The organism is Arthrobacter sp. Ms25 (assembly GCF_059090365.1).
Map to the genome: position 1 here is coordinate 198212 of NZ_JBNHFP010000001.1, position 25353 is coordinate 223564.

Annotated in this window: 29 protein-coding genes; 7 read left to right on the plus strand and 22 right to left on the minus strand. The window is 68.3% G+C overall.

The features are described from left to right. The first annotated feature begins 134 nt into the window (after positions 1-134). Entirely contained in the window at positions 135-404 is a 270-nt protein-coding gene (locus tag AC5RT8_RS00855; RefSeq protein WP_494093820.1) for a GlsB/YeaQ/YmgE family stress response membrane protein, read from the plus strand. Positions 405-524: 120 nt separating this feature from the next. Here AC5RT8_RS00855 and AC5RT8_RS00860 read toward each other — a convergent pair whose 3' ends face one another. After that, positions 525-713: a hypothetical protein gene (locus tag AC5RT8_RS00860; RefSeq protein ID WP_494093821.1), complete on the minus strand. Its 189-nt coding sequence runs from the start codon at positions 711-713 to the stop codon at positions 525-527. A 173-nt stretch (positions 714-886) separates the two neighbouring features. Between AC5RT8_RS00860 and AC5RT8_RS00865 the strand changes: the two genes are divergently transcribed. Continuing rightward, positions 887-1387, plus strand: coding sequence for a DinB family protein (locus AC5RT8_RS00865; protein WP_494093822.1), 501 nt, complete (start codon positions 887-889; stop codon positions 1385-1387). On the opposite strand, the gene AC5RT8_RS00870 is transcribed toward AC5RT8_RS00865, so the two are convergent. Both AC5RT8_RS00870 and AC5RT8_RS00875 read right to left on the minus strand, forming a co-directional pair. Next, on the minus strand, positions 1384-1929 hold the full coding sequence (locus AC5RT8_RS00870) for a GNAT family N-acetyltransferase (protein WP_494093823.1): 546 nt from the start codon (positions 1927-1929) through the stop codon (positions 1384-1386). The two genes, AC5RT8_RS00865 and AC5RT8_RS00870, sit on opposite strands and share 4 nt — an antisense overlap. A gap of 39 nt (positions 1930-1968) precedes the next feature. After that, complete coding sequence (locus tag AC5RT8_RS00875) at positions 1969-2412, minus strand: SRPBCC domain-containing protein (RefSeq protein ID WP_494093824.1); 444 nt, start codon at positions 2410-2412, stop codon at positions 1969-1971. A gap of 61 nt (positions 2413-2473) precedes the next feature. On the opposite strand from AC5RT8_RS00875, the gene AC5RT8_RS00880 reads away from it, so the two are divergent. Then, positions 2474-2962 carry a GNAT family N-acetyltransferase gene (locus AC5RT8_RS00880; protein ID WP_494093825.1) on the plus strand — a complete coding sequence of 163 codons (489 nt, stop codon included), beginning with the start codon at positions 2474-2476 and terminating at the stop codon, positions 2960-2962. On the opposite strand, the gene AC5RT8_RS00885 is transcribed toward AC5RT8_RS00880, so the two are convergent. From AC5RT8_RS00885 to AC5RT8_RS00915, 7 genes are all read right to left on the minus strand, one after another. Next, positions 2959-3507, minus strand: coding sequence for a hypothetical protein (locus AC5RT8_RS00885; RefSeq protein WP_494093826.1), 549 nt, complete (start codon positions 3505-3507; stop codon positions 2959-2961). The genes AC5RT8_RS00880 and AC5RT8_RS00885 overlap by 4 nt on opposite strands. Positions 3508-3564: 57 nt before the next feature. Further along, positions 3565-4896, minus strand: coding sequence for an HRDC domain-containing protein (locus AC5RT8_RS00890; RefSeq protein ID WP_494093827.1), 1332 nt, complete (start codon positions 4894-4896; stop codon positions 3565-3567). Between the two features lie 70 nt (positions 4897-4966). Continuing rightward, positions 4967-5590, minus strand: coding sequence for a DUF3000 domain-containing protein (locus AC5RT8_RS00895; protein ID WP_494094508.1), 624 nt, complete (start codon positions 5588-5590; stop codon positions 4967-4969). 122 nt (positions 5591-5712) lie between these two features. Then, a complete protein-coding gene (locus AC5RT8_RS00900) occupies positions 5713-6795 on the minus strand; it encodes a threonine aldolase family protein (protein WP_494093828.1) in 1083 nt (360 codons plus the stop codon). Positions 6796-6830: 35 nt separating this feature from the next. Further along, entirely contained in the window at positions 6831-7598 is a 768-nt protein-coding gene (locus AC5RT8_RS00905; protein ID WP_494093829.1) for an SDR family NAD(P)-dependent oxidoreductase, read from the minus strand. Continuing rightward, positions 7595-9004 (minus strand): DUF6421 family protein, encoded by a 1410-nt coding sequence (locus AC5RT8_RS00910; protein WP_494093830.1) that lies wholly within the window; start codon positions 9002-9004, stop codon positions 7595-7597. The genes AC5RT8_RS00905 and AC5RT8_RS00910 overlap by 4 nt, the downstream gene beginning before the upstream one ends. A 511-nt stretch (positions 9005-9515) precedes the next feature. Then, entirely contained in the window at positions 9516-11144 is a 1629-nt protein-coding gene (locus AC5RT8_RS00915; protein WP_494093831.1) for a peptide chain release factor 3, read from the minus strand. A gap of 283 nt (positions 11145-11427) precedes the next feature. Here AC5RT8_RS00915 and AC5RT8_RS00920 point away from each other — a divergent pair, with 283 nt between their 5' ends. The 4 genes from AC5RT8_RS00920 (at position 11428) to AC5RT8_RS00935 (ending at position 15391) form a co-directional block, all read left to right on the plus strand. Beyond that, entirely contained in the window at positions 11428-12594 is a 1167-nt protein-coding gene (locus AC5RT8_RS00920; RefSeq protein ID WP_494093832.1) for an acetyl-CoA C-acetyltransferase, read from the plus strand. A gap of 227 nt (positions 12595-12821) precedes the next feature. Then, positions 12822-13298, plus strand: a complete 477-nt coding sequence (locus AC5RT8_RS00925; RefSeq protein WP_494093833.1) for a YybH family protein — start codon at positions 12822-12824, stop codon at positions 13296-13298. A gap of 11 nt (positions 13299-13309) precedes the next feature. After that, positions 13310-14719 carry a purine-cytosine permease family protein gene (locus tag AC5RT8_RS00930; RefSeq protein ID WP_494093834.1) on the plus strand — a complete coding sequence of 470 codons (1410 nt, stop codon included), beginning with the start codon at positions 13310-13312 and terminating at the stop codon, positions 14717-14719. Positions 14720-14722: 3 nt separating this feature from the next. Next, positions 14723-15391 carry a cyclase family protein gene (locus AC5RT8_RS00935; protein WP_494093835.1) on the plus strand — a complete coding sequence of 223 codons (669 nt, stop codon included), beginning with the start codon at positions 14723-14725 and terminating at the stop codon, positions 15389-15391. 7 nt (positions 15392-15398) lie between these two features. On the opposite strand, the gene AC5RT8_RS00940 is transcribed toward AC5RT8_RS00935, so the two are convergent. From AC5RT8_RS00940 to msrB, 12 genes are all read right to left on the minus strand, one after another. Beyond that, the gene (locus AC5RT8_RS00940) at positions 15399-16280 is read right to left on the minus strand and encodes a hypothetical protein (RefSeq protein WP_494093836.1); all 882 of its coding nucleotides are present in this window, start codon (positions 16278-16280) and stop codon (positions 15399-15401) included. A 221-nt stretch (positions 16281-16501) separates the two neighbouring features. Next, complete coding sequence (locus AC5RT8_RS00945) at positions 16502-17161, minus strand: V-type ATP synthase subunit D (RefSeq protein WP_494093837.1); 660 nt, start codon at positions 17159-17161, stop codon at positions 16502-16504. Then, a complete protein-coding gene (locus tag AC5RT8_RS00950; protein ID WP_494093838.1) occupies positions 17115-18515 on the minus strand; it encodes a V-type ATP synthase subunit B in 1401 nt (466 codons plus the stop codon). The genes AC5RT8_RS00945 and AC5RT8_RS00950 overlap by 47 nt, the downstream gene beginning before the upstream one ends. Next, positions 18508-20292, minus strand: a complete 1785-nt coding sequence (locus AC5RT8_RS00955; protein ID WP_494093839.1) for a V-type ATP synthase subunit A — start codon at positions 20290-20292, stop codon at positions 18508-18510. The genes AC5RT8_RS00950 and AC5RT8_RS00955 overlap by 8 nt, the downstream gene beginning before the upstream one ends. Continuing rightward, positions 20289-20816, minus strand: a complete 528-nt coding sequence (locus tag AC5RT8_RS00960; protein ID WP_494093840.1) for a V-type ATP synthase subunit E family protein — start codon at positions 20814-20816, stop codon at positions 20289-20291. The genes AC5RT8_RS00955 and AC5RT8_RS00960 overlap by 4 nt, the downstream gene beginning before the upstream one ends. Next, positions 20813-21046 (minus strand): hypothetical protein, encoded by a 234-nt coding sequence (locus AC5RT8_RS00965; protein ID WP_494093841.1) that lies wholly within the window; start codon positions 21044-21046, stop codon positions 20813-20815. Before AC5RT8_RS00965 ends, AC5RT8_RS00960 begins: the two co-directional genes overlap by 4 nt. Then, positions 21043-21498 (minus strand): ATP synthase subunit C, encoded by a 456-nt coding sequence (locus AC5RT8_RS00970; RefSeq protein WP_494093842.1) that lies wholly within the window; start codon positions 21496-21498, stop codon positions 21043-21045. The genes AC5RT8_RS00965 and AC5RT8_RS00970 overlap by 4 nt, the downstream gene beginning before the upstream one ends. Then, positions 21495-22799, minus strand: a complete 1305-nt coding sequence (locus tag AC5RT8_RS00975; protein WP_494093843.1) for a V-type ATPase 116kDa subunit family protein — start codon at positions 22797-22799, stop codon at positions 21495-21497. Before AC5RT8_RS00975 ends, AC5RT8_RS00970 begins: the two co-directional genes overlap by 4 nt. Then, positions 22786-23748 carry a hypothetical protein gene (locus AC5RT8_RS00980; RefSeq protein WP_494093844.1) on the minus strand — a complete coding sequence of 321 codons (963 nt, stop codon included), beginning with the start codon at positions 23746-23748 and terminating at the stop codon, positions 22786-22788. The genes AC5RT8_RS00975 and AC5RT8_RS00980 overlap by 14 nt, the downstream gene beginning before the upstream one ends. Positions 23749-23762: 14 nt before the next feature. Further along, a complete protein-coding gene (locus AC5RT8_RS00985; RefSeq protein WP_494093845.1) occupies positions 23763-24206 on the minus strand; it encodes a hypothetical protein in 444 nt (147 codons plus the stop codon). A gap of 158 nt (positions 24207-24364) precedes the next feature. After that, positions 24365-24913, minus strand: coding sequence for a flavin reductase family protein (locus AC5RT8_RS00990; protein ID WP_494093846.1), 549 nt, complete (start codon positions 24911-24913; stop codon positions 24365-24367). 6 nt (positions 24914-24919) lie between these two features. Next, on the minus strand, positions 24920-25348 hold the full coding sequence (msrB, locus tag AC5RT8_RS00995) for a peptide-methionine (R)-S-oxide reductase MsrB (RefSeq protein WP_494093847.1): 429 nt from the start codon (positions 25346-25348) through the stop codon (positions 24920-24922). Positions 25349-25353: the final 5 nt, after the last annotated feature.

Sequence of the window (25353 nt, forward strand, 5' to 3'; positions counted from 1 at the left end):
ATCCCGGCTGTCAGCACGGAATTAGACAGTACGCTTAGGAAATTCAGCGGTCTTTGTCTAGGATTGATGGCAGAACGATCTGTTGGGAGCCCTCATGTTCCCGGCGCATGCACCGCTACGAAGGGACCAGAATCATGATTGGATTCATCATTGCAGGGCTTATCATCGGAGCCCTTGCACGGCTGATTAAGCCGGGCAGGCAGAACCTCGGAATCGTTGCCACCCTTCTGCTCGGCCTTGTCGGGTCCGTGATCGGCGGCGTCATTGCCAGCCTGCTGGGCACCGGAGACATCTGGGAGCTCAACGTCGTTGGATTTATCGTTGCGGTGATCGCCGCCGTCCTGCTGATCGGCGTTGCCGAGAGCATTGCCGGCCGCGGCAAGGGCAATCAGGTCCGCCGCTAACCGGCACCATTAACCAATCCGTCCCGGTACCCGGCGCTCAACGCGCTGGGTACCGGGACGGCTTTGTATTTGGCGCAGCTGATCCGTCAGCCGGCCTCATGCATTAGCAGGTGCGGTGTTTCACGCAGAAACGGGCTGTTGGAGGCTTTGCGGGGCCGGGAGTACCGCCGTCTGGACCGCAAGCGCCTGCCGGTCTTCAATCTCACCCTGCAGCGAGAGGTAGTAGGCGAGAAGGCCTTCAACGAGGGGGCCGTCTTCGAGCTGGGTATACGCCTGGTCGCACAAGGACTCGAGGGTGCTGTCCGTCATAGCGGAAAAATCCGGAAAAAGGTCAATTGAAACAATGGGAGGTCGCGTCATGTGGCTTCCTTATAGAAGAGCCCACGGCCTCTGTCTAAACCAAGGGAGTCCCCACACTAACCCGTTCGGCTCCCTATGTAAATACGGGCTGCCATGCAGCGAAGTTCGTTTAGATTGAGCTCATGGAAAATGACACCCGGGTTCAACCGCCCGAGACGGCAGGCGAACGCGCGACCCTGACCGGCTTCCTGGACTACTTCCGGGAGACGGTGCACCTGAAGGCAGCCGGACTCAGCGACGCAGACGCCGCCAAGCGGCTGCTGCCCTCCCTGACTACGGTCTCCGGACTCGTACAGCACCTGACCGACGTCGAGCAGTTCTGGTTCCGGGGCCGCATTGACGGGCAGCCGGCCGTGCGTACCCGGTGGTCCGAGGAGGATCCCGACGGCGAGTTCCGCGTCTCCGAGTCAGTCAGTCTGGCCCGGCTGCTCGCCGAATATGAGGCTGCGTGCAGGCAGTCGCGGGAGGTGCTGGCACGGTATGACCTGGAGGACCGTTGCCGGGGCGGCAACGGGGAACAGAGCGTGCGTTGGGTGCTGGTCCACATGATCGAGGAAACCGGCCGGCACTGCGGGCACCTGGACATCCTGCGCGAGCTGCTGGACGGCTCCACCGGAGACTAAAACGTCAGGAGGCTGCTCTTCGAAGCCGATCTGGTCCAGTAGTACATCCGAACCAGCTCGCCGCGCTGGCGTTGCTTCTCGGTCCGCATGGGATGGAAGCCGGACCGCCGGGCAACGGCCTCGCTCAGGCTGTTGCCGTAGATGGTACGCAGAGCGACCTCGGGAGTGCCGCTGGCCAGTGCCCAGTCGCTGAGTCCGCGCGTGGCGGCCGTCGCGGCGCCGCGTCCACGTCCTGCAGGCAGCAAGGCGTACATAAGCTCCGGAGTGCCGCCCACGGAGCAGGAAATGCCTGCGGTACCCAGTACTTCATCGCCCTCCCGGAGCGAATACCTCGCCGACAGGCTTTCCCCGCGTGCTTCCTGGCTCCGCTGCATCCGGAGCCTCGCGCGGTCGTCAGTGAGGTCCGGGGGGAAGAGGGTCCAGCGGATGACGTCGTCGTCCCGGGACAGGGCCTGTTCGAGCCGCCAGTCCGCGGCCGTCAGGATGCGGAGGGTGAATCTGCCCACCTGGAGCGTGTCCGGGGTCGGTGCTGGAAGTGCCATCCGCCATTATTGCGCCCGCGGGCCGGCCAACCCAACTCCCTAGGCCGGTTCGGTGGGCCGGACCCCGGGAACTGCTTCCAACAGGGTCTTCAGTCCGGCGAAAATGCCTGGTGTGTCGTGATCCACCGAGATGGCCGAGGCGCCGTACAGCCCCGTGATCCGAACCGTCAGTTCGCATCCGTCGCCGACGTGTTCCAATGTGTACTCGAGGACCCCCGGAGCTTCCCCGGCCACCATTCCATCCCACTGCGGGTTGAACGTCACAGCCAGGCGTACGGGAGACTCCGCAGCCAGGACGGTCCCGGTGATCAGGTCCTCTCCGTCGAAGCGGAAGGCGTAGGAACTGCCCTCCGTCAATGTTCCGGTCAGGACCGAGTCCAGCATCCACGGCTTCGGGACGTCGGTGGCAGTCAACTCGGCCCAGACCCGCTGGGGAGGTGCTGCAATGTGTGTGCGGTAAATCGTCGAAGCTGTCTCGTCCATATCTGTCCGCTTCCTCTCGGGCATACTTGCGCGTGCCATAGCGGGTGACGATAATCCATTGATGCCCGAACCGCTATCCCTCCGTCGACGTACTGCCCGGGATCTGGACACCGTCCTGAGCTGGATTCCCGACGAGGCCGCGCTCTTTATGTTTACCGGACCGCGGATGTCGTGGCCGCCAACCAGAGCGCAGTTCGCGGAGCTGGCCGCCACGCCTGGACTCACAGCATGGGTGCTGTGTGCCCGGGATACGCCGCGGACGGCGCTGGGGCACGCGGAGATGACGGTACGGAACGGTCACGCGCATATCGCCCGGGTCATCGTGGATCCGGCGTTTCGGGGGCAGGGGCTTTCACGAGAGCTGATGTGCAGGGTACTGGGCCGGGCCCGCGTCGACGGAGCCCGGAACGCCGGGCTGAGAGTCATCAAGGGGAATGCCGTTGCCCTGCGCGCCTACGAGAGGCTGGGGTTCACCGTTGATCCGCGCGGGGAAACCGCGGAGGCGTGGACGCTTGACCTCGATCTGGGAGAGCCGGCAGCCAACGGCTAGGCTGCCGCCGTTCCGTGGACGGCGGCGCGGGCGGCGTCCAGGTACCTCGACGGTGCGGCGATTTCGATGACAGCTCCGTTGGCGGAGTACCGCGCGACCGGGTGTGCGGCGCCGAACCGGAGCACTTCAGACAGCGAAGGGTCGCGCCGGGACACCTCGACGACATTGTCCAACTGCACCAGACCCTCCCTGATCGGTTCGTCCCAGGTCAGGTGGGTGGTCGGCGGCAGGTCCGCCGCATGGCCGGTGATGCTCACCCGATGGTGATAGGGGACGACCGTGGCACGTTTCCACCGCCCGGAGAGTCCGGCCCCGCCGCCCGGTACCTCCCGCAGCAGGCAGGGGAACTCGCAGCGCTCCCGGAAACGTGCCTTCTCCCGCCGGTTGCCGAAGCGGAGCTGGAGCATGAAAACCAGGAACAGCACCGGGATAAACCAGTGCCTTTCCGTCAGGAAAGGGAAGCCGGGTTCCACGAAGGCAGCAAACAACGCGGCCAAAACCAGCGCACGGAGAGCGACGGTGAGGACGGCGTTTCGACTGGGCACGGCGACATCCCAGCAACCGTGCCGGTTCCTGTCAATGAGTGGCCGGAGCCGTGCCGGTTACCGGCGCCGGTCCCGGGCCGGCTTGTCTGCCTTGTGCTCTGCCGGCTTTTCCTCCAGCGGGTCAGGATCCAGGAATGCCACGGTCAGCACGGCGGCAGTCTGCTCGATCTGCCATTCCCGGGCACCGAGCCCGCGCAGGGCTGCGCTGACGGTGTCCAGATTGATCTCGGCGGGCGGACGCCAGGCCAGGCGCCGCAGGTGGTCCGGCGTGAGCAGGTTCTCCAGCGGCAGGTTCAGCTTCTCCGCGAGGGCAGCCAGACGCGGCTTGGCGGTCTGCAGGCGGGCCGCGGCGGCAGGGTCGTTCTTGGCCCAGACCCGGGGAGGCGGCGGGGCATGGGTCGGAATATGCAGCGGGGGCAGGTCCGCAGTCGAACGCGCCGCAGAGATGCACCGCAGCCAGCGCGGTGCCTCCTTCTGCGCGGCACGTCCGTGGAAGCCGGGGGTCTTGAGCAGCTGCGGAACCGTGCTCGGCATCGCCCGGGCAGCGGCGACGATGGCCGAATCGGGAATCAGGCGTCCGGGAGCGGTGTCCCGCAGCTGGGCCAGATGCTCGCGTTCAGTCCAGAGTTCGCGGACTGCCGCCAGCTGGCGGCGGTCCCGGAGCTGGTGCATACCGGAGGTGCGGCGCCACGGATCCACCCGAGGAGGTGCCGGCGGGGCAGTACGGATGGCTTCGAATTCCTCTTCGGCCAGTTCCAGCTTGCCGCCTTCGGCCAGGACCCGGATCAGCTCCACGCGCAGCTCGGCGAGGACCTCGACGTCGAGTGCTGCGTAGCGGAGCCACGGCTCGGGCAGCGGGCGGGTGGACCAGTCCGCGGCGGAGTGTTCCTTCGCCAGGGAGAAGCCCAGGAGGGTTTCGATGACGGCGGCCAGGCCTACCCGCGGCAGCCCGGCGAGGCGGGCGGCCAGTTCAGTGTCGAAAAGCTTGTCGGGCCACATGCCCAGTGCCGAAAGGCAGGGCAAGTCCTGGGTGGCGGCGTGCAGGATCCATTCGACGCCGCTCAAGGCATCGTTGATGATGCGCAGGTCATCGAAGGCTTCCGGATCAATCAGCCAGGTCCCGGCACCCTCGCGGCGGATCTGGACCAGGAAGGCACGCTGTCCGTAGCGGAACCCGGAGGCCCGTTCGGCGTCGACCCCGGCCGGGCCGGTCCCCGCAGCCAGAGCTGCGGCGGCCCGTTCCAGGCCGCGCTGGGAGTCAATGACCAGCGGCACGCCGTCCCGCGGCATTTCCAGCACGGGAACCGGCTGCGGCTCCGGCTGTTCCCCGGCTTCGTCAGGTGTGGTGCTGGACTGGTTTTCGGTGGTGCCGGGTATGTGCGCGGTCATAAGGATTCCATTCTACCGAGGAAGACAGCCGCCGCGGACAGCCGGTCCGCCGCCTCGGCGCGTGCAGCGCTTAGCTCCGCCGACGGCCGGGAAGGGGAGTGACGCCGTCGGGCAGCGGGGGCAGGCCGGCGAAGGTGCACACCATATCCGACCAGGCCTCCAGATGGGACTGGACGTCGGCGTCCGCCGGGGTCCAGGACGCGCGGAGCTCGATGTCGATCGAATCGTCCTGGCGTTCAAGCGTGCCGTAACTCTCCGACAGTACGCGGGTGGCGGTTCCGCCAGCCATGGAATACCGGGCGTCATGCTGCTCCAGTGCTTCCACCAGCCACGTCCAGGCGACCGAGCCGAGCAACTGGTCATTGCCCATGTCCGGTTCCAGCTCGGCGCGGATATAGGTGACAATGCGGAAGGTGCCGTTCCAGACCGGGGAGCCTGCGGGATCATGGAGCAGGATGAAGCGGCCGGTGGCCAGCTCCAGCTGCTCGGGGATCTGCGGGGCTGCCGGTCCGTGGAGGCTGCCGGGGCCAACGGGGCCGGGAGCCAGGACCTCCGCGCCGAGGGACACGGCATACGGGGCCAGCCTCGTGGGTGCGGGGATTTCCTCCAGCTTCAGCTCCGACCGGCAGGTGGCTCGGCGGAGGGCGCCGAGCGCGGTCAGGAAATCCGGGGGCACCTGGGACAGGTCACCTATTGCACTCACCTCCGCAGACTACGGGCTGTAAACCGCCGGGGGCCGGGCAGGCTCGCCGCCGTGGCCGTTTCGTTACCTGCCGTCCGGTCCGCAAAGACGGCCGGACGGCAGGTAACCACGGCTTAGAGTGCGGCCAGCGGTGCCGGATCCGCAGCGACTTCGCGGGCGATGGCCGCAGCGAAGGCATCAACGTCATCCTCCGTCGTATCGAAGGTGCACATCCAGCGGACTTCGCCGGTGGACTGGTCCCAGTCATAGAACCGGAAGTCGTTGCGCAGCCGGTCGGCAACGCCGGCGGGCAGCTTGGCGAAGACGGCGTTGACCTGGGTGGGCTGGGTGATTTCCACGCCGTCGATCTGTTCGACGGCGGCCCGCAGGCGGGCGGCCATGGCATTCGCGTGCGAGGCCGAGCGCTGCCAGAGGTCCGTGCCGTAGAGGGTGACAAACTGGGCGGAAATGAACCGCATCTTGGATGCCAGCTGCATGTTCATCTTGCGCAGGTAGTCCAGGCCGGGGGAGGCCTCGGTGTCGAAAGTGATGATGCATTCGCCGTACATCATCCCGTTCTTGGTGCCGCCCAGGGAGAGGATGTCCACGCCGGCATCGGCCGTCATTTCCTTGAAGGAGACACCCAGCGCTGCGGCGGCATTGCCCAGCCGGGCGCCGTCCATGTGCAGCTTCATGCCGCGGGCATGGATGTGCTCCGCGATGGCGGCTATTTCCTCCACCGTATAGAGGGTGCCGAGCTCGGTGGACTGGGTGATGGACACGGCCAGCGGCTGGGCGCGGTGCTCGTCGCCCCAGCCCCAGGCTTCCCGGTCGATCAGTTCGGGGGTGAGCTTGCCGTCGTCGGTGGGGATGCCCAGCAGCTTCATGCCGCCGATCCGTTCCGGTGCCCCGTTTTCGTCCACGTTGATGTGCGCCGTCGTCGGGCAGATGACCGCACCCCAGCGGGGCAGCAGGGACTGCAGGGCGGTGACGTTTGCGCCGGTGCCGTTGAAGACCGGGAACGCACGGATATGGGAGCCGAACTGGTCGGTCAGGACCTCGCGCAGCTTTGTGGTGTACACGTCCTCGCCGTAGGCCACCTGGTGGCCCTGGTTGGCGGCGGTGAGTGCGGCCAGGATTTCCGGATGGACACCGGAGTAGTTGTCGGAAGCAAAAGCCTTGATTGCGGTGTCGTGCAGGGGGAGTATGTCAGTCACGGTTCCTAGTATCTCTTACCTTGATGTCGTTCAGGTCACTTCTGCGGTACGAGGTGAATCCGCTGCCCGTTGACCTCGGCGGCGTCCTGCGCGAAGAGCCGGACGACGGCGGCGGCCAGGTCCTCGACGTCGGTGTAGCCGGGGAACCGGCGGTCAGGGGACGCGGCACGCTGGGCAGAGTCCACCAGTGCCTTGACCACGAAGACGAGGGCGGCCGAACGCTGCGGCTGCGGGGCGTCCTTCCGCCCGGACTGGGAACCGCGGAAGCCGGCGGCGACGGCCCGCACCCAGGTTTCGGCCGCTGCCTTGGCGGCGGCGTATCCGGCGCCGGCGGCCGTGGGGGAATCCACCGCCGTTGAGGACACGATGGCCAGGCGTCCGGCCGGGGAGGCCTCGAGCTGGTCGTAGAAGCTGCGGCTGGCATTGCGCAGGGTGCGCAGGATGTTGGTCTCCAGGAAATCCCAGTCCTGGTCGGTCTGGGAACCGATATCCGTCCCGCCCCGCCAGCCTCCGACCAGGTGGATCAGCCCGTCAATGCCCCCGTAGGTTTCCTGCAGGTCGGCTGCGAGGGCGGCGACCTCGCCGGGATCACTGAGGTCGCAGGTCCGCAGGTCGGTTTTTTCCAGGCCGGACAGGCCGTTTTCCAGCCGGGCGGCGTCCCGGCCCACTGCCACCACCTCGGCGCCCGCCGCGGCGAGGGCCCGGCACACGGCGGTGCCGGAGGCGCTGCCGGCTCCGGCGACCAATACCGTCCGCCCTGTCAGCGGGATCGCGCTGGCCGCCGCGCCGGGCGCGGTGCTCATTCGGCGGTGCCTGCAGTGCTCTGTCCGGTGATGCCGGCGGTGGATTCGATCACCGGCGCCATCTTCTTGGACAGTGCTTCGTAGAACATGGACAGCGGGAACTCGTCATCGAGTACCTGGTCGGTGAGCCCGCGCGGCGGTCCGTCCAGCGGCAGGGCCTTGGGGCCCTGGGCCCACACCGACGCCGGGTTCGGGGTCAGTGTTCCGGCCACCAGGTCGTACGCCGCCAGCCAGTGGGCGGTCTTGGGCCGGTCGATGGAACGCCAGTACAGGTCCTCGATCTCGGCACCCAGGCGGACGACGACGTCGGCCGTTTCCTCCCAGTCGATGCTCAGCTTTCCGTCCGTCCAGTGCAGCACATGGTTCTGGTGCATCCACGCAAAGAGCAGCTGGCCGCCGAGCCCGTCGTAGTTGCGCACCCTGCTGCCGGTGATCGCGAAGCGGAAGATGCGGTCGAAGATCACCGCGTACTGCACCAGCCGGGCGTGCCGGCGGGTGTCCTCCGGGGCGTCCTCGTGGCGCTGGATTTTCACGGCTTCGCGGAAGGCGGTGAGGTCGCAGCGCAGTTCCTCCAGGGAGTACAGGAAATAGGGCATGCGCTGTTTGATCATGAACGGATCAAAGGGGAGGTCGCCGCGCATGTGCGTGCGGTCGTGGATGAGGTCCCACATGATGAAGGTTTCCTCGGTGAGTTTCTGGTCGTGCAGGAGCTCTGCGGCCTCGGCCGGCAGCTTCAGCGACGTGATGTCCGCGGCCGCGGCCAGGACCTTGCGGAAACGCGCGGCCTCCCGGTCGGCGAAAATCGCACCCCAGGTGAAAGCGGGGGTTTCCCGCACGGCGACGGTTTCCGGGAAGAGCACGGCGGAGTTGGTGTCGTAGCCGGGGGTGAAGTCCAGGAACCGGATGGGAACGAAGAGCCCGTTGGAGTATTCGCCGGCCTCGAGCTCGGCGACGAAGTCGGGCCAGATGACCTCGATCAGTACGGCTTCCACGAACCGGTTGGAGCTTCCGTTCTGGGTGTACATGGGGAAAACCACTAGGTGCGCCAGGCCGTCGGAGCGGTGCTGCTGCGGGGAAAAGGCCATCAGGGAGTCGAGGAAATCAGGTTCGTTGTCCAGTCCGCCGGCTACCCAACGTTCGAAGTCCTCCACCACCAGCCGCAGGTAATCTGCATCGTGCGTGAAGGCCGGCGCCAGTGCCGTCACCGCGGCCGTGATGGTGCCGATCAATTCGGCGGCCCGGGCGTGGTTCTCGGCGTCCACGGACCCGTTCTTGTTCTGCAGGCCCTGCAGCTGTGTGGCGGCCTGCTTCAGTGCGGCCCAGGCGTCGCTTTCGGCGGGCGGCGCATCGGCGGGTACGGCGGCGAAGACCGGGCGGGACAGTGACGGGAAAACGGAGGAGGACATGATGCGTGCCTTCCGGAACGGGGCTGCCCCGGAAGGATCGGGACGGCTGGGTGGAATAGTTCCGGCCAGCATACTCACGAATTCCTAACGCTTATCGGAAAGTCCTCCAATAATTAGCAATGCTTATGCTCAGTGGTCTGTGGCCGGGATCACGCCCTAAGTGCTGCTTCCGGTCCCGGTCGTTTTCCCCACGCCGGGTTACTCTGCAGCTATGTCGCGTAAATGGTTCGCCGCCGGTACCGCGCTTCTCGCAGCAGCGCTGTTGATAACGGGCTGCCGAAGCGGGCCGGGCACGCCGCCGGCTCATCAGGGGGCCGAGCCCGATTCCGACGGGCTGAGCGTGACCTCGCCGCCGGAACCCAGCGGGGCGGCTGAGGAGTATTGGACGCCTGAACTCATGGAGAGCGCCCTTCCGGAGCCGATGCCCACCGAGGACTCCTGGATCGACCCATGGCCGCCCGGGCCTCCGGAGGGCACCGTTCCCGCTAAACCGACGGGGTAGCGGCCGTGCCTAGTAACCGCGGCTGTTCGGTGATTCGGTGCCGATGACCGTCAGGCTGATGTCCGGGTGGTTCTTCTCCACGCGGCGCAGGGCCCAGACATCGTTGAACACGGCCACGAAGGCACCGTCGGTACGGACCAGGACTTCGGCGCCGTGCACATTGCTGAGCTTCTCGGCGGCGTCGGCAGTGGTGAGCCGGGCCAGCGAGTAGGAGAGCTGTTCGTAGCGCATGGGCGCGTTGAAGTCCTGTGTCATGCGGTCCTCGACCACTTCGAACTGCATCGGGCCGACGGCGGCCAGCACCGGAGCCTGGTCGCCGCGCCGGTCCGAGCGCAGCACCTGGATGATGCCCTCGTGCTCGAGCTGGTCGATGCCGCGGCGGAACTGCTTGTACCGGCTGGGGTCTTGGGACCGGGCCACGCGGAAGTGCTCGGGGGAGAAGAACGGGATGGGCGGGTATTCCACCGGTTCCTCGACGTAGAGGCTGTCGCCCACCCGCAGGGCGGAGGCGTTCACCAGCCCGACGACGTCGCCCGGGTACGCCTGGTCAATCACTTCGCGTTCACGGCCGAACAGGTGCTGGGCGTACTTGGTGGCGAAGGTCTTGCCGGTGTTCGAATGCGTGACCACCATGCCGCGTTCGAAGATGCCGGAGCAGACGCGGATGAAGGCCACGTGGTCGCGGTGGGCGCGGTTCATGCCCGCCTGCACCTTGAACACGAAGCCGGAGAACGGGGCCTCGACCGGGCGGAGACCGCCGTCCTTGTCCTCGCGGGCGGACGCCGACGGCGCCAGGTCCACCAGGGCGTCGAGGATCTGCTTCACGCCGAAGTTCAGGGCGGCGGAGGAGAAGAGGACGGGGGTGGCCTTGGCATCCAGGAACTTGTTGCGGTCGAACTCGCGGCCGTCAATGACCAGTTCGGCTTCGTCCAGCGAGTCCGTCCAGACGTCGCCTTCGCGTTCCAGTGCCTGCTCGGGGGTGAAGTGTTCCTCCTTGGCGAGGGAGGCTCCGGAGTTCTGCCGTTCGAAGTGGACGTATTCGTCCTTCTGCAGGTCCCAGACGCCGCGGAAGTCGCCGGCAATGCCCACGGCCCAGGTCAGCGGCATCGGCTCCAGGCCGGTGCGTTCGGTGATCTCGTCCATCAGGGCCAGCGGATCCAGGCCGGGCCGGTCCCACTTGTTGATTACGGTGATGATGGGCAGGTTCCGGGCGCGGCAGACCTCGAACAGCTTCATGGTCTGGGTTTCCAGACCCTTGGCGGCATCCACGAGCATGACGGCGCAGTCCACGGCGGCGAGGACACGGTAGGTGTCCTCGGAGAAGTCGGCGTGGCCGGGGGTGTCCAGGAGGTTGATCACGGTGTCGCGGTAGGCGAACTGCAGGGCCGTGGAGCTGATGGAGATACCGCGGTCCTTCTCCATCTGCATCCAGTCGGAGACCGTTTCGCGGCGGTTTTCCTTGCCGTTGGTGGCACCGGCCGTGCCGATCACCCGGGCGTGCAGGGCCAGCGCTTCGGTGAGCGTGGACTTGCCGGCGTCGGGGTGCGAGATCACGGCGAAGGTGCGCCTGCGGGCGGACTCCCGAACGATCTCTTTGGTGGCGGTGGCGCTGACGGGGGTGGAAACCTGTTGGGACACTCCGCTGCTTTCAGACTCTGGTGGGTGGGACTACCGGCGGGGAAACTGCATGGTACCCGGCAGTCGGCTGCTCAGAACACAGCTTTTTTATTCTACCTGTCCGCCCGCGGGCACCCGGACGGGCGTGCCGTCGACGCGGTGCAGGACACATACCGTCGGTCGGGTTACGGGCCAGCCGGAATCACTTAGTGTGGTGCACGGCACATGCCAGAGGCATCGAGTGCCGTACCCAGGCCCGAAGGCCCGGGAACCTCCGCCTTACAACGACGAAAGGCCCTCCACAATGGCTGAAGCGTTCATCATCGACGCCGTCCGCACGCCCATCGGCAAGCGCAAAGGGGGACTGAGTACAATCCACCCCGCCGACCTCGCCGCACACGTCATCGCCGAAACCGTCCGGCGGACGGGGATCGACTCCGGAGAGTATGACGAGGTCATCCTCGGCACCATCGACCAGGTGGGACCGCAGTCCATGGATATTGCCCGGACGTCCTGGCTCGCGGCCGGATTGTCCGAACGTGTGCCGGGCACCACCGTGGAGCGGCAATGCGGTTCCGGCCAGCAGGCCGTGTCCTATGCGGCCCAGGCCGTCATGAGCGGCACCAGCGATCTGGTGATTGCCGGCGGCGTGCAGAGCATGTCCTCCGTGCCGTTGTCCTTCGCCAACTCCGCAGCCAAGGAGCTGGGCTTCCCGAACCCGTTCGCCGGCTCCGTGGGATGGGAAAAGCGCTACGGGAACCAGCAGATCTCACAGTTCATCGGTGCGGAGATGATGGTGAAGCAGTGGGGGCTGACCCGTGAGGAGATGGAGGACTTCGCGGTCGAATCCCACGTCCGCGCCATTGCCGCCCAGGCCGAGGGGCGCTTTGACCGGGAGATCCTGCCCATGAACGGGGTCACCGCGGACGAAGGTCCCCGCGATCCCGACCGCGCGAAGATTGCCACACTGGCCCCGCTGGCCGAAGGCGGGCACCTGACCGCTGCAACGTCGTCGCAGATTTCCGACGCCGCCGCCGTGCTGCTGCTTGCCTCCGAGGGTGCGGTCCGCCGGTACGGCTTGAAGCCCCGGGCCCGCATCCACTCCATTTCCGCCCGCGGCGATGATCCGGTCATGATGCTCAGCGCACCCATCGAGGCCACCCGGCACGCGCTCAAGCGCACCGGAATGAGCATTGACGACATGGACCTGCTGGAAATCAACGAGGCCTTTGCCTCCGTGGTGCTGGCCTGGCAGCGGGAGCTCGGCGTGGACATGTCCAAGGTCAACGTCAACGGCGGCGGCATCGCCCTGGGCCACCCCATCGGAGCCACCGGAGCCCGGATCATGACCACCCTGCTGCACGAACTCGAGCGCACGGGCGGCCGTTACGGCCTGCAGACCATGTGCGAAGGCGGCGGCCAGGCGAACGTCACGATCATCGAACGGCTGGACGAGCGCTTCCGGCTCTAGGGCCCAAGGCCGGGTGTACCGCCGCGCCGTAAGCGGCGGGTTGCGCCGCCGGACCGTGAGCAACCGGGGATCCCGGGCGTTCATATTCCGGCGGCGTTTGACTAGTGACCGGTGTCACTTCAGACTGGAGCAGGTTTTCCAATATGCACCTGAAGTTTTCTTCGGGTCGGTATCGGGAGCCGCCCCACCCGATGATGCTGCCTGCAGCCCGTTCTGAAAGGCTGGCCATGAATACCCCTACTCCGGCCCAGTCCCTGTCCGAAAACGATGTCCTTGAAGCAGCGGCACGCCTGGTCGGTGCGTTCGCCCGCACGGACACGGAGGCGTACTTCGCCGGGTTCGCCCCGGAGGCAACCTTCGTCTTCCACGCGGAGCCCAACCGGCTCGAAAGCCGGGCGGAATACGAGGCGCTGTGGGCGTCATGGCTGACCGCGGGCTGGTCCGTTACGGCATGTGAAAGCACCGATGCCCGGGTGCAGATCTTCGGCACCAGCGCCGTGTTCAGCCACACGGTACTCACAACTGCCGGGACAGCAGGAGCGCAGGAGACCACAAGGGAGCGGGAAACCATCGTGTTCACCCGTTCCGGCGACCGGATCCTGGCCGTGCACGAGCACCTTTCCACGGCCCCCGATCCCGGCTTTGAGCTGGTCGACACCGGCACCGCCGACGCCGCCGCCACGCCCGTCGTCGTCGTCGCCTAAAGGGGTTGTCAATGTCCGCAACCGCGCAGCCGTCCGCCTGGACCCGTCTTTCCCGCCGCCTCGACGAGGACGCCGAGGGCTACGGCCCGCTCCGCGGCACCCTCGGCGTCGGGCGCATCGGCATGATCTGGCTGGCCGCCAACCTCGTGGTCACCACGCTGCTCACCGGCACTCTTTTCGTTCCCGGGGTCAGCTGGCCCATGGCCTTGGGCATGATCGTCCTGGGCACCCTCATCGGGGGAGCGGTACTGGTGCTCGTGGGCAACATGGGCACCCGCACCGGGCTGCCCACCATGTCCCTGACCAAGGGGTCGTTCGGTCTGCGCGGATCCTTCGTGCCCGTGGCCGCAAACGTCGTCATCCTGATGGGCTGGAGCTGGGTGCAGGCCATGCTTGCCGGCGTCACGGTGAACTTCCTGGTCGAACGCGCCACCGGTTTCTCCAGCCCCGTCCTCTTTTCGGTGCTTTGCCAGCTGCTGGTGGTGGCCCTGGCGATCTTCGGGCACAAGGGAATTGCCCGGGTGGAACCGTGGCTGGCGCTGGTGATCCTGGCCATCATGGCCTACGTCTTCGCCGTCGCCTTCCGGGAATTCCCGGTGGCGGATTTCATAGCCATTCCCCGGGACACCAGTGCCGGCATGTCGGCTATCTCCGTGCTCGACGTCGTTATTGCCACCGCCATTTCCTGGACCGTGCTTTCGGCCGAGTTCAACCGGCTGGCCAAGTCGCAAACGGCGGGCGTGGCGGGTTCCGCCGCCGGGTACGTGGTCTCGACCGTGCTGGCCATGGCCTTGGGCGCCACCGCCATCGGCTATGTGGTGCTCGACGGCGGCGAGGCGGTGGGCTTCGATCCGGCCCTGATCGTGGGGATCTTCGGTGCCCCCTTGGCCGTGGTGATTTTCCTGTCCGTGATGGCAACGAACACCATGGTGGTGTACGGGATGGTCTCCTCGGTGGTGAACATGGTGCCGTCGCGGCGGATCCGCTTCCTTCCCACGGCCCTCGTGCTCGGTGCCGTCTCCATTCTCGGTTCCACCTGGCTGGGCCTGCTGGACAGCTTCACGTCCTTCCTGACCGTCATCGGCGCGCTGTTCATTCCGGTGTTCGCGGTGATGATCGCCGACTACTACGTGGTGCAGAAGCGTTCCTACACGGCGGACATCCTGCTGGGCGACGGCGGACGGTACTGGTTCCGGGGCGGCATCAACGCGGCGGCGCTGGTGGCCTGGCTGGTGGGTGCGGGGGCCTCCCTGCTGCTGACCTACGTGCTGCCCAGTCCGCTGGGCGCCACCATCCCCACCTTCGCGATTACCTTTGTGCTGTATCTGGGCTGGTGCGCCGCGACCCGGCAGATAGCTCCGGGCAAGCCCCGCTCCCTGCACCTAAGCGAACCGGCTCCCGGTCCCGCCGGAACGGCCTAGCCAATGCAGGTTGTCGACCTCAGCCATCCGCTCCGCACCGGAATGCAGGTGTTCCCGGGCGACCCGGCCGTAGAGCTGCGCAGTGCCGCCACCATTGACGTGGACGGCTTCGCCGTGGCGCAGCTGCATCTGGGCAGCCACTCCGGAACGCATCTGGATGCGCCGGTGCATACCGTCCAGGACGGAGCTGCCGTAAACGAGATGCCGCTGGAGGACCTCGTGGGGCCGGCGCGGATCGTTTCCCTGCCTGAGCCTGCCGCCGGCGCCGTCCTTCGCTGGGACGATGTGAGCGGGCAACTGGCGGGCCTGCTGCCCGGAACCATCGTGTTGTTTTCCACCGGATGGTCCCGGTACTTCAACACGTGGACCTACCTGCGGCATCCGACCTTCGGTGCCGACGTCGCCGAAGGGCTCGTCGCCGCCGGGGTGCGGCTGGTCGGCGTCGACACCCTGAACCCGGATCCGACTCCCGACCCGGCGGAGCCCGGGCAGACCCAAGGCGGATTCTCGCTGCCGTTCCACGACGTGTTCCTGGGTTCCGGCGGCGGGATTGTCGAGAACCTGACAAACCTGGCGGCGGTGCCGTGGCCGGACCCGTGGTTCTCGGCGCTGCCCCTGCGGCTGGAGGGACTGGACGGTTCGCCCGTGCGCGCCGTGGCGTTTAGGCCCTGACCCGCGCTCAGGAGAATTTACGCATGTGCTTCCATCCCGGGTCGGGGATGTGCCGGGTGTCCCCGCCAGCGGCACGTGCTGCAGCCTCGATTGCTTCGGCACTGTTCTGGTCCTCGGAGTCGGAGTAATAGTGCAGCAGCCGGCTGCCGCCTGCCGTCTCCTGCGCCACCAGGATTCCGCGGACGCCGAGTGCGGCGGAAATCCCGTCTTCGGCCCGGCGGAGGAGGTCCAGGGACGCCTGGGTGGGCAGGCCGTCGTCCTGGTGACCGCTGTAGGTGAGGCGCACCTCGGTGTGGAGATCGAACAGCGGGTAGTCGATCCAGCGCAGCGGCCGGCGGGCCTTGGCCATGACCCTTTCCCCGGAGGGCGTCGTGGCCTCCATCAGGACCCACGTTTCGCCTCGTTCCCCGTCCGCCAGGGCCTTGGCTGCTGCAGCAAGGTCGGATGCGGTGGCCGTTGCTCCTGCTCCGTTGGCCCTTGTCTCGACGGCACCCACCCACCGCTCTACGCCGTCCTCGCCAAGGATCCAGTCGAGGATCAGGAACGAGACCTGCAGCTGGACGCCTTCGGGCAGGTCAGGGAACAACGGGTGATGTACCTCGAGGTTAATCCGTTGCCCGCCGGGGTCCATGCGGAAACGGACATCACCGGCGTCCAGTCGATGGCCGTCGATCATGAGGGTCTGGCCGCTGACACCGGGAATGGGCTGCCGGGCGGCCGCGTATTCCCATGCGTCGCCTGCCGCCGGAGCCGACCGGAGCCACTGTTCAGCAATCCGGCGCAGGGCAGCATCTCCTCCGGAACTGACGGCGAGCAGGTGCCGAGCGGTTCGTCCGGTGCCGGTGTCCCAGGCCAGGTCGGGATGAACAGCAGCCAGTCGTTCGCCCATCTCCGCGGGAAGACTGCCACCCCATTCTCCGCTATCCGCCGCCGCGGTGAACCGGGCACATCCCTCGGTGCTCCACCACTGCCAGAATTGCGTGATCGGATGTGCCGATGGAAAATCCCCGCGTGTGAACAGTCCCATGTGTCCTTCCCCCTGCGATCTGTGCTGCCGCGCATGAATGTACTCCAGACGCACCGCAGGGGCCTAACTTTGGCCCGGCCCCCTCACATCAGCCCGGCCGCCCAGCGAAGCCGCAGGCTCTCCTCCAGTTCCTGCTCGGCGATCCGCCGGTCGATGGCGGTCAGCTGTTCCTCTAGCCGGGGGATCCACCGGTTCTCCACCGCCCGTTGCCGGGTTCGGGTCGCCGCCAGTTCCTGCGAGACCAGCAGCAGCGCCCGCTGTCCGGCCGCCGCCGCGACGGCAGCTTCCAGAGCCGCACGGTGGGCCGACGCCGCATACGCCAGGGCGGAACTGCCGCCCGACGGGTGGGCCGCCGGTACCGTGCAGGACGCCGACTCCGGATAGGAGATGCCCATGGCTCCACCCCACTGCACGACGGCGGCGGCAGGCTCGGACGGCGCGGCTTCCAGCAGGCGGTCGGCACCATCCAGTCCGGTACTGCGCCGCAGCCACACCGCGGCCTCCCGTGCAGCGGTTTCCCACGCCCGGGTGCCCTCGCCCGCCCGTTCCTGCAGCCCGGCTATGGCCGCCTGCAGGATGCGCTGCTTGCGGTCCAGCAGTTCGGCGCCGCGCCGGGCCGTGGCGAGCCGGCGCTGCACCTCGGCACGCTCCGCCCTGCTGCCCCCGGACCGGAACCCGCTCACCGCCGGACCCGGCTCACGCCGGACCGCCCGGTCCGGGCAGGTACCGGTCCAGGAACTCACCGGGGAGCATGGTCAGTTCCCGGCGTGGCAGCAGCGAAAGTGCCTGCCACGCCAGGTCCAGCGTCTGTTCCAAGGTGCGCAGCTCATCCCGTCCCTGGTTGAGCAGTTCCCGTTCCACCACGGTCCGGAACTCGATGTACGCCTTGTCGGTCTCGCTCAGCGCGGCGGCCCCCACGAGTTCTGCCAGTTCCGCTGCGGAGCGCGCGCGGGCCATGGCGGAAAGGATCTGGGCTGCGACGTCGAGGTGGTCCTCCCGCGTGCGGCCCTTCCCTGCACCGCTGCGCATCAGCCGGGAGAGCGAGGAGAGCACATCCACCGGCGGATAGATACCGCGGGCGTCTATGTCGCCGTCGAGCACCACCTGCCCTTCGGTGATGTAGCCGGTGAGGTCCGGCACCGGGTGGGTGATGTCCCCGGCGGGCATGGTCAGCACCGGCACAACGGTCACCGACCCCTCCCTGCCCCGGACCCGGCCGCAGCGCTCATACAGTTCGGCAAGGTCGCTGTAGAGGTACCCGGGATATCCGCGCCGGGCGGGGATTTCCCGGCGGGCTGCGGACACCTCACGCACCGCTTCGGCGTAGCTGGTCATGTCCGACATCACCACCAGCACGTCCGAGCCGTCGTCATAGGCCAGGGACTCGGCAATGGTCAGGGCAATGCGCGGAGTGAGGATGCGTTCGATAACCGGATCGTCGGCGGCATTGAGCAGCAGCACCAGCTCGCCGGCAGCGGAGCGTTCCTCCAGCCGGTCCCGGATATAGGCAATGTCGGCGTGCGTCATGCCCATGGCCGCGAACACCACCCGGAAGGCCCGCCCCGAGGACGCCGTGGCCTGCGCGGCGATCTGGGTGGCCAGGGTCAGATGCGGCAGCCCGGGGATGGAGAAGATCGGCAGCTTCTGCCCGCGGACCAGGGTCGTCAGGGCGTCCACCACGGAGATGCCGGTGATTACCGGGTCCTGGGGCGGTTCCCGGTATACCGGGTTCAACGGCCAGCCGCTCACCGGGGAACTGCGCTCGGCAGTGACGGGCGGGCCGCCGTCGAGCGGCTCACCCCGCCCGTTGCAGACCCGGCCCAGCCAGCCGGTCCCCACCGGAACGGCAAGCGGTCTGCCGGAGAACCGGACTTCCACTCCGCCCAGCGCCATGCCCTCGGTGCCTTCGAGGACCTGCAGCGTGGTTTCGTCGCCGTCGACCTCCAGCACCAGCCCGTGCCGCCGGGTCCCGCCATCAACGTCTACTTCGGCGAATTCGTCCCAGCCCACGCCCTCCGTGTCTCCGAGGACCAGCAGCGGTCCGCGCAGCTCCCGTACATCACTGTGCCCCACCCGCGCCCGGTTGCTGCTAGCCATTCGCTTCTCCTGTCGCCGGCCGGTCCAGGGTCTCGGTCAGATGCCGTACGAAGGCCCGGCCGCGCTCGGCCACGCCGGCGGCATCGGTGGGCCCGGTGTCCTCGCGCAGGCGCAGGACGGGAGTGAAGTCGTAACGGTCGACGTCGGCCGGCGGCACGCCCCGGGCGACCAGGGTCTGGCAGGTGTCCACCACGTCCAGCACCGCCTGCAGCAGGGCCGCGCCCTTCTCCGACGAGCTGTAGCCGTCATTGGGACTGAGCGCGTTCTGCAGGAGCACCCCGTCACGCAGCAGCCGGCCGCCGAGCAGGACCATCTGCTCATGCCCCGGGAGGGAGGAAGCGCCGATGATTTCCGCAAGGGCCGTCAGTCGGTCCGCCTCCGCCAGGAGCAGGGACGCCTGGGCCCGGCGCTGCGCCCACTGCGGATCGCCGTGGGCCGAGTACCAGCGGCCCAGGGACTCCGCGTCGCGGGAGAAGGACCCGCGCCAGCTGACCGCCGGGTAGTGCCGGGAGTAGGCCAGGTCCCGGTCCAGCAGCCACAGGGAGCGGACAAAGCGCTGGGTACCGGTGGTCACCGGTTCGCTCATGTCCCCGCCGGGAGGCGAGACCGCGCCGATGACGGTGACCGACGCTGTCGCGCCGCCCAGCGTGCGCACCCGGGCGGCCCGCTCGTAGAACGCGGCCAGCTCACTGGCCAGCGACGCCGGATATCCTTCCTCGGCCGGGAGGTCGCCGTTGCGGTTGGCGAATTCGCGCAGCGCCTCGGCCCAGCGGGAGGTGGAGTCGGCGATCACGACGGCGTCGTAGCCCATGTCGCGGAAGAACTCCGCTACGGTCACGCCCGAGGCAATGGAGGCTTCCCGGGCCATCATGGGCATGTTGGAGGTGTTGGCGATGATGACCGTCCGGTCAATCAGCTTGCCGCCGGTGCGGGGATCATCCAGACCGGAGAGTCCTTCGAGGACGTCGGCCATCTCGTTGCCGCGCTCGCCGCAGCCCACATAGACAATCACGTCCGCGTTGGACCACTTGGCGATCTGCTGCAGCGTGAGGGTTTTGCCCGTGCCGAAACCGCCCGGGACCGCAGCTGCGGCGCCGCGGGGAACCGGGAAAAGCAGGTCTAGGACCCGTTGCCCGGTTTGCAGCGGGACCACGTCGGTGATGCGCTCGCCGAAGGGCCGGGGCGTGTGCACCGGCCAGCGCTGCGCCAGGGGCACCTCCACACCGCCGATCCGGGCCACGGGGTCCAGGGGACGGACCTTGCCTTCGGCCAGCCACGTCACTTCTCCGGCGACCGACGGCGGCGCCAGCACTCGGAACTCGATCGTCCCCACTCCCGGGACGGTCCCGAGGATCTCTCCCGCCCGCACGGTGTCCCCAAGTTCCACGGACGGGGCGAACTCCCACAGGGTCTCCAGCACCGCCGGGTCTTCGGCCGAACTCTGCCGCTGCTGCGTCAGCCACAGGGGTGCGGAAGAGAGCGGCCGCAGCAGCCCGTCGAAGACCGTGCCCAGCAGCCCCGGACCCAGCAGTCCGGCGAGCTGGTGTCCGGTCCGCTCAGCCCGGTCGCCGGTTTTCAGCCCGCCGGTGTATTCGTAGGCCTGCAGGGTGGCTTCGTCTCCGTTGATGGAGACGGCCTGCGCGGCTATCCCGTCCGGACCGATCCGAACCACCTCGAGCATGGACAGCCCGCGCAGGCCGGTGACCTCCACGAGCGGTCCGCTGACCCGGGTGATCCTGCCGCTGCCTGTTGTTTCAGCGGGGCCCGGAGTGCTCACGCGTTGTGCCATAACCTCTGCACCTCCCCGGCGGAGTCCTCAAGCGCCTGCTGCGCCAGGGTGGGCAGCGACAAATCCAGCCGCCGTGATCCTGCGGTGCCGATGACGCCGCCCTTGTAGCTTTCGGTGACTGAGGCCATCGGCCCAAGGACCCGGTCCGCCTGGGCCGTCAGTCTCCGCAGGATCTGCGGATAGCGCGGGTCCCGCCGCACTTCGCGCACCTGCTCCTGCACCTGCTCGGCCAACAGCGTACGCAGGTGCTCCTGTTCAGCCAGCACCGTCCGGCGTGCTTCCCGGCGGGCACGCGCGGAGGACGCCGCGGCCTCGGCACGGGCGGCCTCGGCGCCTTCCCGCTGCGCGGTGCGGTGGATGGCGTCGGCCTCCGCCTGGGCCCGTCCGAGGAGCTCCGCCGCCCGGCCCCGGGCCTCCGCCTCGGTCCGGGCCGCAGCCGTTGCGGCTTCCTGCTGCAGTGCCCGGCGCACCGGGTCCAGGGCTGCCTCGGCACCCTGCGGCAGCCGGGTCATGAAGGCAGCACCACTGTCAGGGGCGACGCCGGGTCCGCCAGTTCCCCGCCCAGCTGCTCCGCGGCGTCGGGCGTCAGCAGGAGAACGCAGACGTCCTCCGGCAGGCCGGCCCAGACCGCCCGCACATCGGCAGCGCCGGCAGCCGGATACAGCACGGCACCGGCCAGCCGGTATCCCTCCAGCAGGGCCGGGCTGCCCAGTGCGGCCACGGTTCCTTCCCGGCGGCTCATGCCTGGCCGATGAGGATGATGGAAATGATCAGGCCGTAAATGGCAATCCCCTCTGCCAGTCCCACCACCACCATGGCCCGCCCGAAAATCTCGGGCCGCTCACTCATGGCGGCCAGGGCCGCTGAACCGGTGTAGGCCACGGCAATGGCCGCGCCGATGGAGGACCCGGCCACGGCGATCGCGGCGCCGAGCAGGGCTGCGCTGCTGCTGTCGCTGCCGTCGGTGGCTGCCGCCACTGCGGTGGCCGCGGCACCGCCGGTTCCTGCCGTTGCCGGGACGGCGTTCAGTGCGGAGACCAGCAGCGCCAATGCCCCTGCCATGAGGACGGCGTTCAGCCCGAGCAGCGCCCTGACTCCCGCCCGGCGGCGGCGGCGCATCAGGGCCAGGGCACCTCCGGCAAGCAGGATGGTAAGGAACAGTGCCAGCGGAAGGACGGCAAACCAGGGATTCACGGCAGGTGCCTTTCAACAGGGGGAAGGGCGGAGGCAGCGGGGCCGAGATCGGGGGCCCAGGGCCGGAAGCGGCGTCCCTCCTCCGTGAAGACACGGGAGAAGAGCTCGTAGTACTCCAACCGCAGCGCCTGGATTCCCGCGACCAGGCCCTCCAGTGCGAAGGTGAGCGCGTTGCCCAGGATGAACATCAGGACGGCCGGAATGACCCGCCAGCCCGGTTCCCAGATGGCAGTTGTCGCCTGCCAGACCACCATCATCAGTGCGGCGTGGGTGAGGCCGAAGGCCGCCAGGCGGGTGAAGGACACCAGATTGGATGCCAGCTGCACCACGGTGTCCACCAGCTCAACCGTGGCCTGCAGTCCACCGGTGGGACCGCCGCCGGATTCCACGAACAGACCGATGAAGATAAGCACCAGGGCCACCATTGCCACGGTCCCTGCAGCCACCAGGATCACCGGGCTGCCGGCTAGCAGGCCCCAGGCCACCAGCCCGATGGCGGTGAACAGCAACGCACCGGCCAACCCGGAGCGGGCGTACAGGGCATACCCCCAGCCGCCCTCGCGTACCCGGTTGACGGTGCCCAGGGCATAGGAACCGGCCAGCAGCACGGCGCCGAGCACCAGGGCGGCAACAATCAGGGGGATGGGGTCCTCCAGCGGCTCCAGCCACAGCACCGGCAGCACGTGGGTGGGACCGAAGAACTCCCCGTACAGGAACCCGAAGAACACTGCGGCGGCACCGGCTCCCGTGATGAACAGCCACGTCCGCCGGTAGCGGTCCAGCCGCGCTGCCGGAAGGAACCGGATCAGCAGTCCGGCAATCACCAGCAGCGCGCCCTGCCCGGCGTCGCCGAACATCATTCCGAACATCACCACGTAGGCCACGGCGGCTATCCGCGCCGGATCCAGGTCCGCGTAGGGGACCGTGGTGTAGGTGTCCACGAGCAGCCGGGAGAGCCGCGGCCGGCGCCGTTCCTCACCGGTCAGCTGGGTCGGCGGCTGCACGCCGCGGGGCCGGCGCAGAGGAACGGCGGAAGCGCCGTGCGGTTCCAGTGCCTTCCGCAGTCCCGGCAGCTCCAGGGCGGGGGACCAGCCAACCAACCCGGCAACGGGACCGTGGACGACGGCGGCGTCCGCCGCGCGGTCCAACTCCTCCGGGCCGTTGCCGGGTTCGTAGGGCAGATCCAGCTCGACGACGCCGCTCGCGGCCACCTCAGTGAGCACGGGACGGCCGGCATCCCGCGGCCAGACGAGGGCAATGCGGTCCATCCGGACCGGGCTGAGGGTTTCACGCCACGGCATCGAGCACCTCGCTTCCCCCGGCGCCCGCAGCCGCCGCGGCCAGTGCGGCCCGGACCCGCCAGGCATCCGTGGCCAGGACAGCCATGGCGCCGAGCACCACGTCCGGGCCGGGCAGACCCGCCCGCAGCAGATGAAAGCCGTCGCCTTCCACTTGGGCGGCGACCCGGGTTTCGGCCCGCCACAGTTCGTGCGGCTCCTGCACCTCGGCCAGCACCTGGCCTGCGGCCGGACTCAACGATGCCGTCAGTTCCGGCAGCGAGGCAGTCTCGGTCCAGCCGGCGCCGATCAGGGGACGCAGCAGGGACACCAACCGGTCGGCGGGCCGGGTGCGGTCCACCAGCAGCAGGCGGGCTGCGAGCAGCACGGCACCGGCTACGGCCCACGGTCGTGCTGCGGGGGCCGCTGAAGCCAGCCGGCGGAGCCAGACGGAGGTCAGGACGTCCGGTAGTGCAGATTCGCTGCCCGGATCGCCCCACGGGGAGGCGGCAAGCATCGACTGCAGGGTCTCGGCGGAATCTGCGGTGCGTAGCCGGGGCCAGGCCGTGGCCAGGCCGCCGAGGTCGAATGCGTTACCGGGGGTCGTCGGGGAATCGGCAACACCGGGTGAGGCGGGCGGCTCCGGCGCGGCCGGGGTTCCGGGGCCTGTCCGGAGTGCGGCCGCGAGGGCAATGATGTTGTCCGCCTCGAACCGTGCCGCCGCCGCCCGGACCAGCGGTGTCCCGCCGGCGGGCAGCCACCCGGCCAGGACGCGCAGCTGCCACAGCACGGTCCGCCGGGTGGCCTGCTGGGCGGCTCCAAGCGTCCGGGCGCCGGACACCTGGTCGGAGTACACCGATCCTTCCAACGCCTGAACGGCCTCCGGCAGGTCCGGCAGCGCGGAAAGTTCGCGGGACGCACCGGCGCCTATCCGCCGCTGTGCCATGGCCCGCGCCCGGACGGAGGCTGCCACCCAGTCCGCCCGCATCAGCTGGTGTCCGTTCCGCGGCCCAGGAGGTCCTGCACGAGGTCTGCCACGATCGCGGAGGCAAGTTCGGGTACCCGGGCTTCACCGCGTGTGCGGAGGGCTTCGGCCTCTTCCCGGGCATCGGCGCGCAGTTGCTCGTCCCCGCGTGCGGCTTCCGCGGACACCCGGGCTGCGGCGTCGGCCCGGACAGCGGCACTGTCCATCCGTGCCTGTTCCACCAGTGCTGCAGCCTGCCGGCGGGCCGCAGCCACGGTTTCCTGCGCCCGGGCTTCGGCGGATTCGGTGCGGCCGCGGCTCTCGCTGATGGTGGGGTCGAGGGCTTCGAAGACCGGGATGAGTTCCGCGGCTGTTCCCTCGTCGTCTGTGGCCGGAACGCCCGCGGGTCCGGCAGGTCCCGGCGCGCCGACGGGACGGAAACGGTCCAGCAGGCTGTTGCGTGCCATGCGGCACCTCCCTGAGCGGAGGGGTGGTCCTGGAGAGCTGCGGCCCCGCTCTGCCAACCGGCTGCGGAACGTTTTCCCCCGTCCTCGACGTTACGTGGGGCGTGCTGCGGAAACAATGGTTCCGCGATGGCCGGGCACCGGCGGCGGAAGGATCAGGCTCAGCGGGCCAGCCGCGCGTACGCGGACGCGAAATGCACCAGCGGATCGGACTCGTCGTCGGCGTTGGCCCTGCGGCCCATGGACACCACCTCACCGATGACCAGCTGGTGCGTGGCCGCCGTCGTAACCTGCGTGGTGCGGACCTCGAACCAGGCGATTGAGTCCTCAATGATGACCGAGCCGGTTTCCGGCGCCCGGCCGTAGTCGACCGTGGTCAGCAGCCCTTCCAGCGGTGAGCCGGGACTGGCGAGCCAGTTGGCGGTGCCGCGCAGCCGGGCCGGCAGCAGGCTCAGGGCCCAGCTGCCGGCGTCGACCACTGCCTCGGCAATGCGTGCCTCGGCGTAGAGGCTCACCAGGAGGGTGGGTGGATCGTAGGAGACGGAGAGGAAGCCGCTGACGGTGGCCGCGTAATCGCGTCCGCGCAGGCGGGTGGACACCACGCCGACGCCGGACGCGATGTCCGCGCTCAGCTCCCGGTACTGGTCAATGACCTCGTCCGGGATCTCCGGCCCGGCCACGGACTCGCCGGGGAAGACTCCGTGCTCCATTGGTGCTTACTCGCCTGCCGGGACGAGCTTCACGGAGATGGAGTTGATGCAGAAGCGCTGGTCGGTGGGCGTGTTGAAACCTTCGCCCTCGAACAGGTGGCCCATATGCGAATCGCAGTTGGCGCAGCGGACCTCAATGCGGTCCATGCCCATGCTGCGGTCATGCAGGTAGCGGACCTTGCCCTCGGCCAGCGGGGCGAAGAAGGACGGCCAGCCGCAGTGCGAATCGAACTTCTCGTTGCTGGTGAACAGGTCGCTGCCGCAGGCGCGGCACTGGTAGACCCCGGCGGTCTTGGTGTCCCAGTACTCGCCGGTGTAGGGGCGTTCGGTGCCGGCCTGGCGCAGCACGGCGAATTCCTGCGGGGTGAGTTCCTCGCGCCACTGTTCGTCAGTCTTCTGGACAGGGACGGTTCCGGTGTTCTCTTCGGTAGTCATATCCG

What these genes read in the sequence shown, in the direction of transcription:
- AC5RT8_RS00855 (WP_494093820.1), top strand. Translation starts at nt 135, where the DNA reads ATGATTGGATTCATCATTGCAGGGCTTATCATCGGAGCCCTTGCACGG.
- AC5RT8_RS00860 (WP_494093821.1), bottom strand. Translation starts at nt 713, where the DNA reads ATGACGGACAGCACCCTCGAGTCCTTGTGCGACCAGGCGTATACCCAG.
- AC5RT8_RS00865 (WP_494093822.1), top strand. Translation starts at nt 887, where the DNA reads ATGGAAAATGACACCCGGGTTCAACCGCCCGAGACGGCAGGCGAACGC.
- AC5RT8_RS00870 (WP_494093823.1), bottom strand. Translation starts at nt 1,929, where the DNA reads ATGGCACTTCCAGCACCGACCCCGGACACGCTCCAGGTGGGCAGATTC.
- AC5RT8_RS00875 (WP_494093824.1), bottom strand. Translation starts at nt 2,412, where the DNA reads ATGGACGAGACAGCTTCGACGATTTACCGCACACACATTGCAGCACCT.
- AC5RT8_RS00880 (WP_494093825.1), top strand. Translation starts at nt 2,474, where the DNA reads ATGCCCGAACCGCTATCCCTCCGTCGACGTACTGCCCGGGATCTGGAC.
- AC5RT8_RS00890 (WP_494093827.1), bottom strand. Translation starts at nt 4,896, where the DNA reads ATGACCGCGCACATACCCGGCACCACCGAAAACCAGTCCAGCACCACA.
- AC5RT8_RS00905 (WP_494093829.1), bottom strand. Translation starts at nt 7,598, where the DNA reads ATGAGCACCGCGCCCGGCGCGGCGGCCAGCGCGATCCCGCTGACAGGG.
- AC5RT8_RS00910 (WP_494093830.1), bottom strand. Translation starts at nt 9,004, where the DNA reads ATGTCCTCCTCCGTTTTCCCGTCACTGTCCCGCCCGGTCTTCGCCGCC.
- AC5RT8_RS00920 (WP_494093832.1), top strand. Translation starts at nt 11,428, where the DNA reads ATGGCTGAAGCGTTCATCATCGACGCCGTCCGCACGCCCATCGGCAAG.
- AC5RT8_RS00925 (WP_494093833.1), top strand. Translation starts at nt 12,822, where the DNA reads ATGAATACCCCTACTCCGGCCCAGTCCCTGTCCGAAAACGATGTCCTT.
- AC5RT8_RS00930 (WP_494093834.1), top strand. Translation starts at nt 13,310, where the DNA reads ATGTCCGCAACCGCGCAGCCGTCCGCCTGGACCCGTCTTTCCCGCCGC.
- AC5RT8_RS00935 (WP_494093835.1), top strand. Translation starts at nt 14,723, where the DNA reads ATGCAGGTTGTCGACCTCAGCCATCCGCTCCGCACCGGAATGCAGGTG.
- AC5RT8_RS00940 (WP_494093836.1), bottom strand. Translation starts at nt 16,280, where the DNA reads ATGGGCGAACGACTGGCTGCTGTTCATCCCGACCTGGCCTGGGACACC.
- AC5RT8_RS00950 (WP_494093838.1), bottom strand. Translation starts at nt 18,515, where the DNA reads ATGGCTAGCAGCAACCGGGCGCGGGTGGGGCACAGTGATGTACGGGAG.
- AC5RT8_RS00960 (WP_494093840.1), bottom strand. Translation starts at nt 20,816, where the DNA reads ATGACCCGGCTGCCGCAGGGTGCCGAGGCAGCCCTGGACCCGGTGCGC.
- AC5RT8_RS00965 (WP_494093841.1), bottom strand. Translation starts at nt 21,046, where the DNA reads ATGAGCCGCCGGGAAGGAACCGTGGCCGCACTGGGCAGCCCGGCCCTG.
- AC5RT8_RS00975 (WP_494093843.1), bottom strand. Translation starts at nt 22,799, where the DNA reads ATGCCGTGGCGTGAAACCCTCAGCCCGGTCCGGATGGACCGCATTGCC.
- AC5RT8_RS00985 (WP_494093845.1), bottom strand. Translation starts at nt 24,206, where the DNA reads ATGGCACGCAACAGCCTGCTGGACCGTTTCCGTCCCGTCGGCGCGCCG.
- AC5RT8_RS00990 (WP_494093846.1), bottom strand. Translation starts at nt 24,913, where the DNA reads ATGGAGCACGGAGTCTTCCCCGGCGAGTCCGTGGCCGGGCCGGAGATC.
- msrB (WP_494093847.1), bottom strand. Translation starts at nt 25,348, where the DNA reads ATGACTACCGAAGAGAACACCGGAACCGTCCCTGTCCAGAAGACTGAC.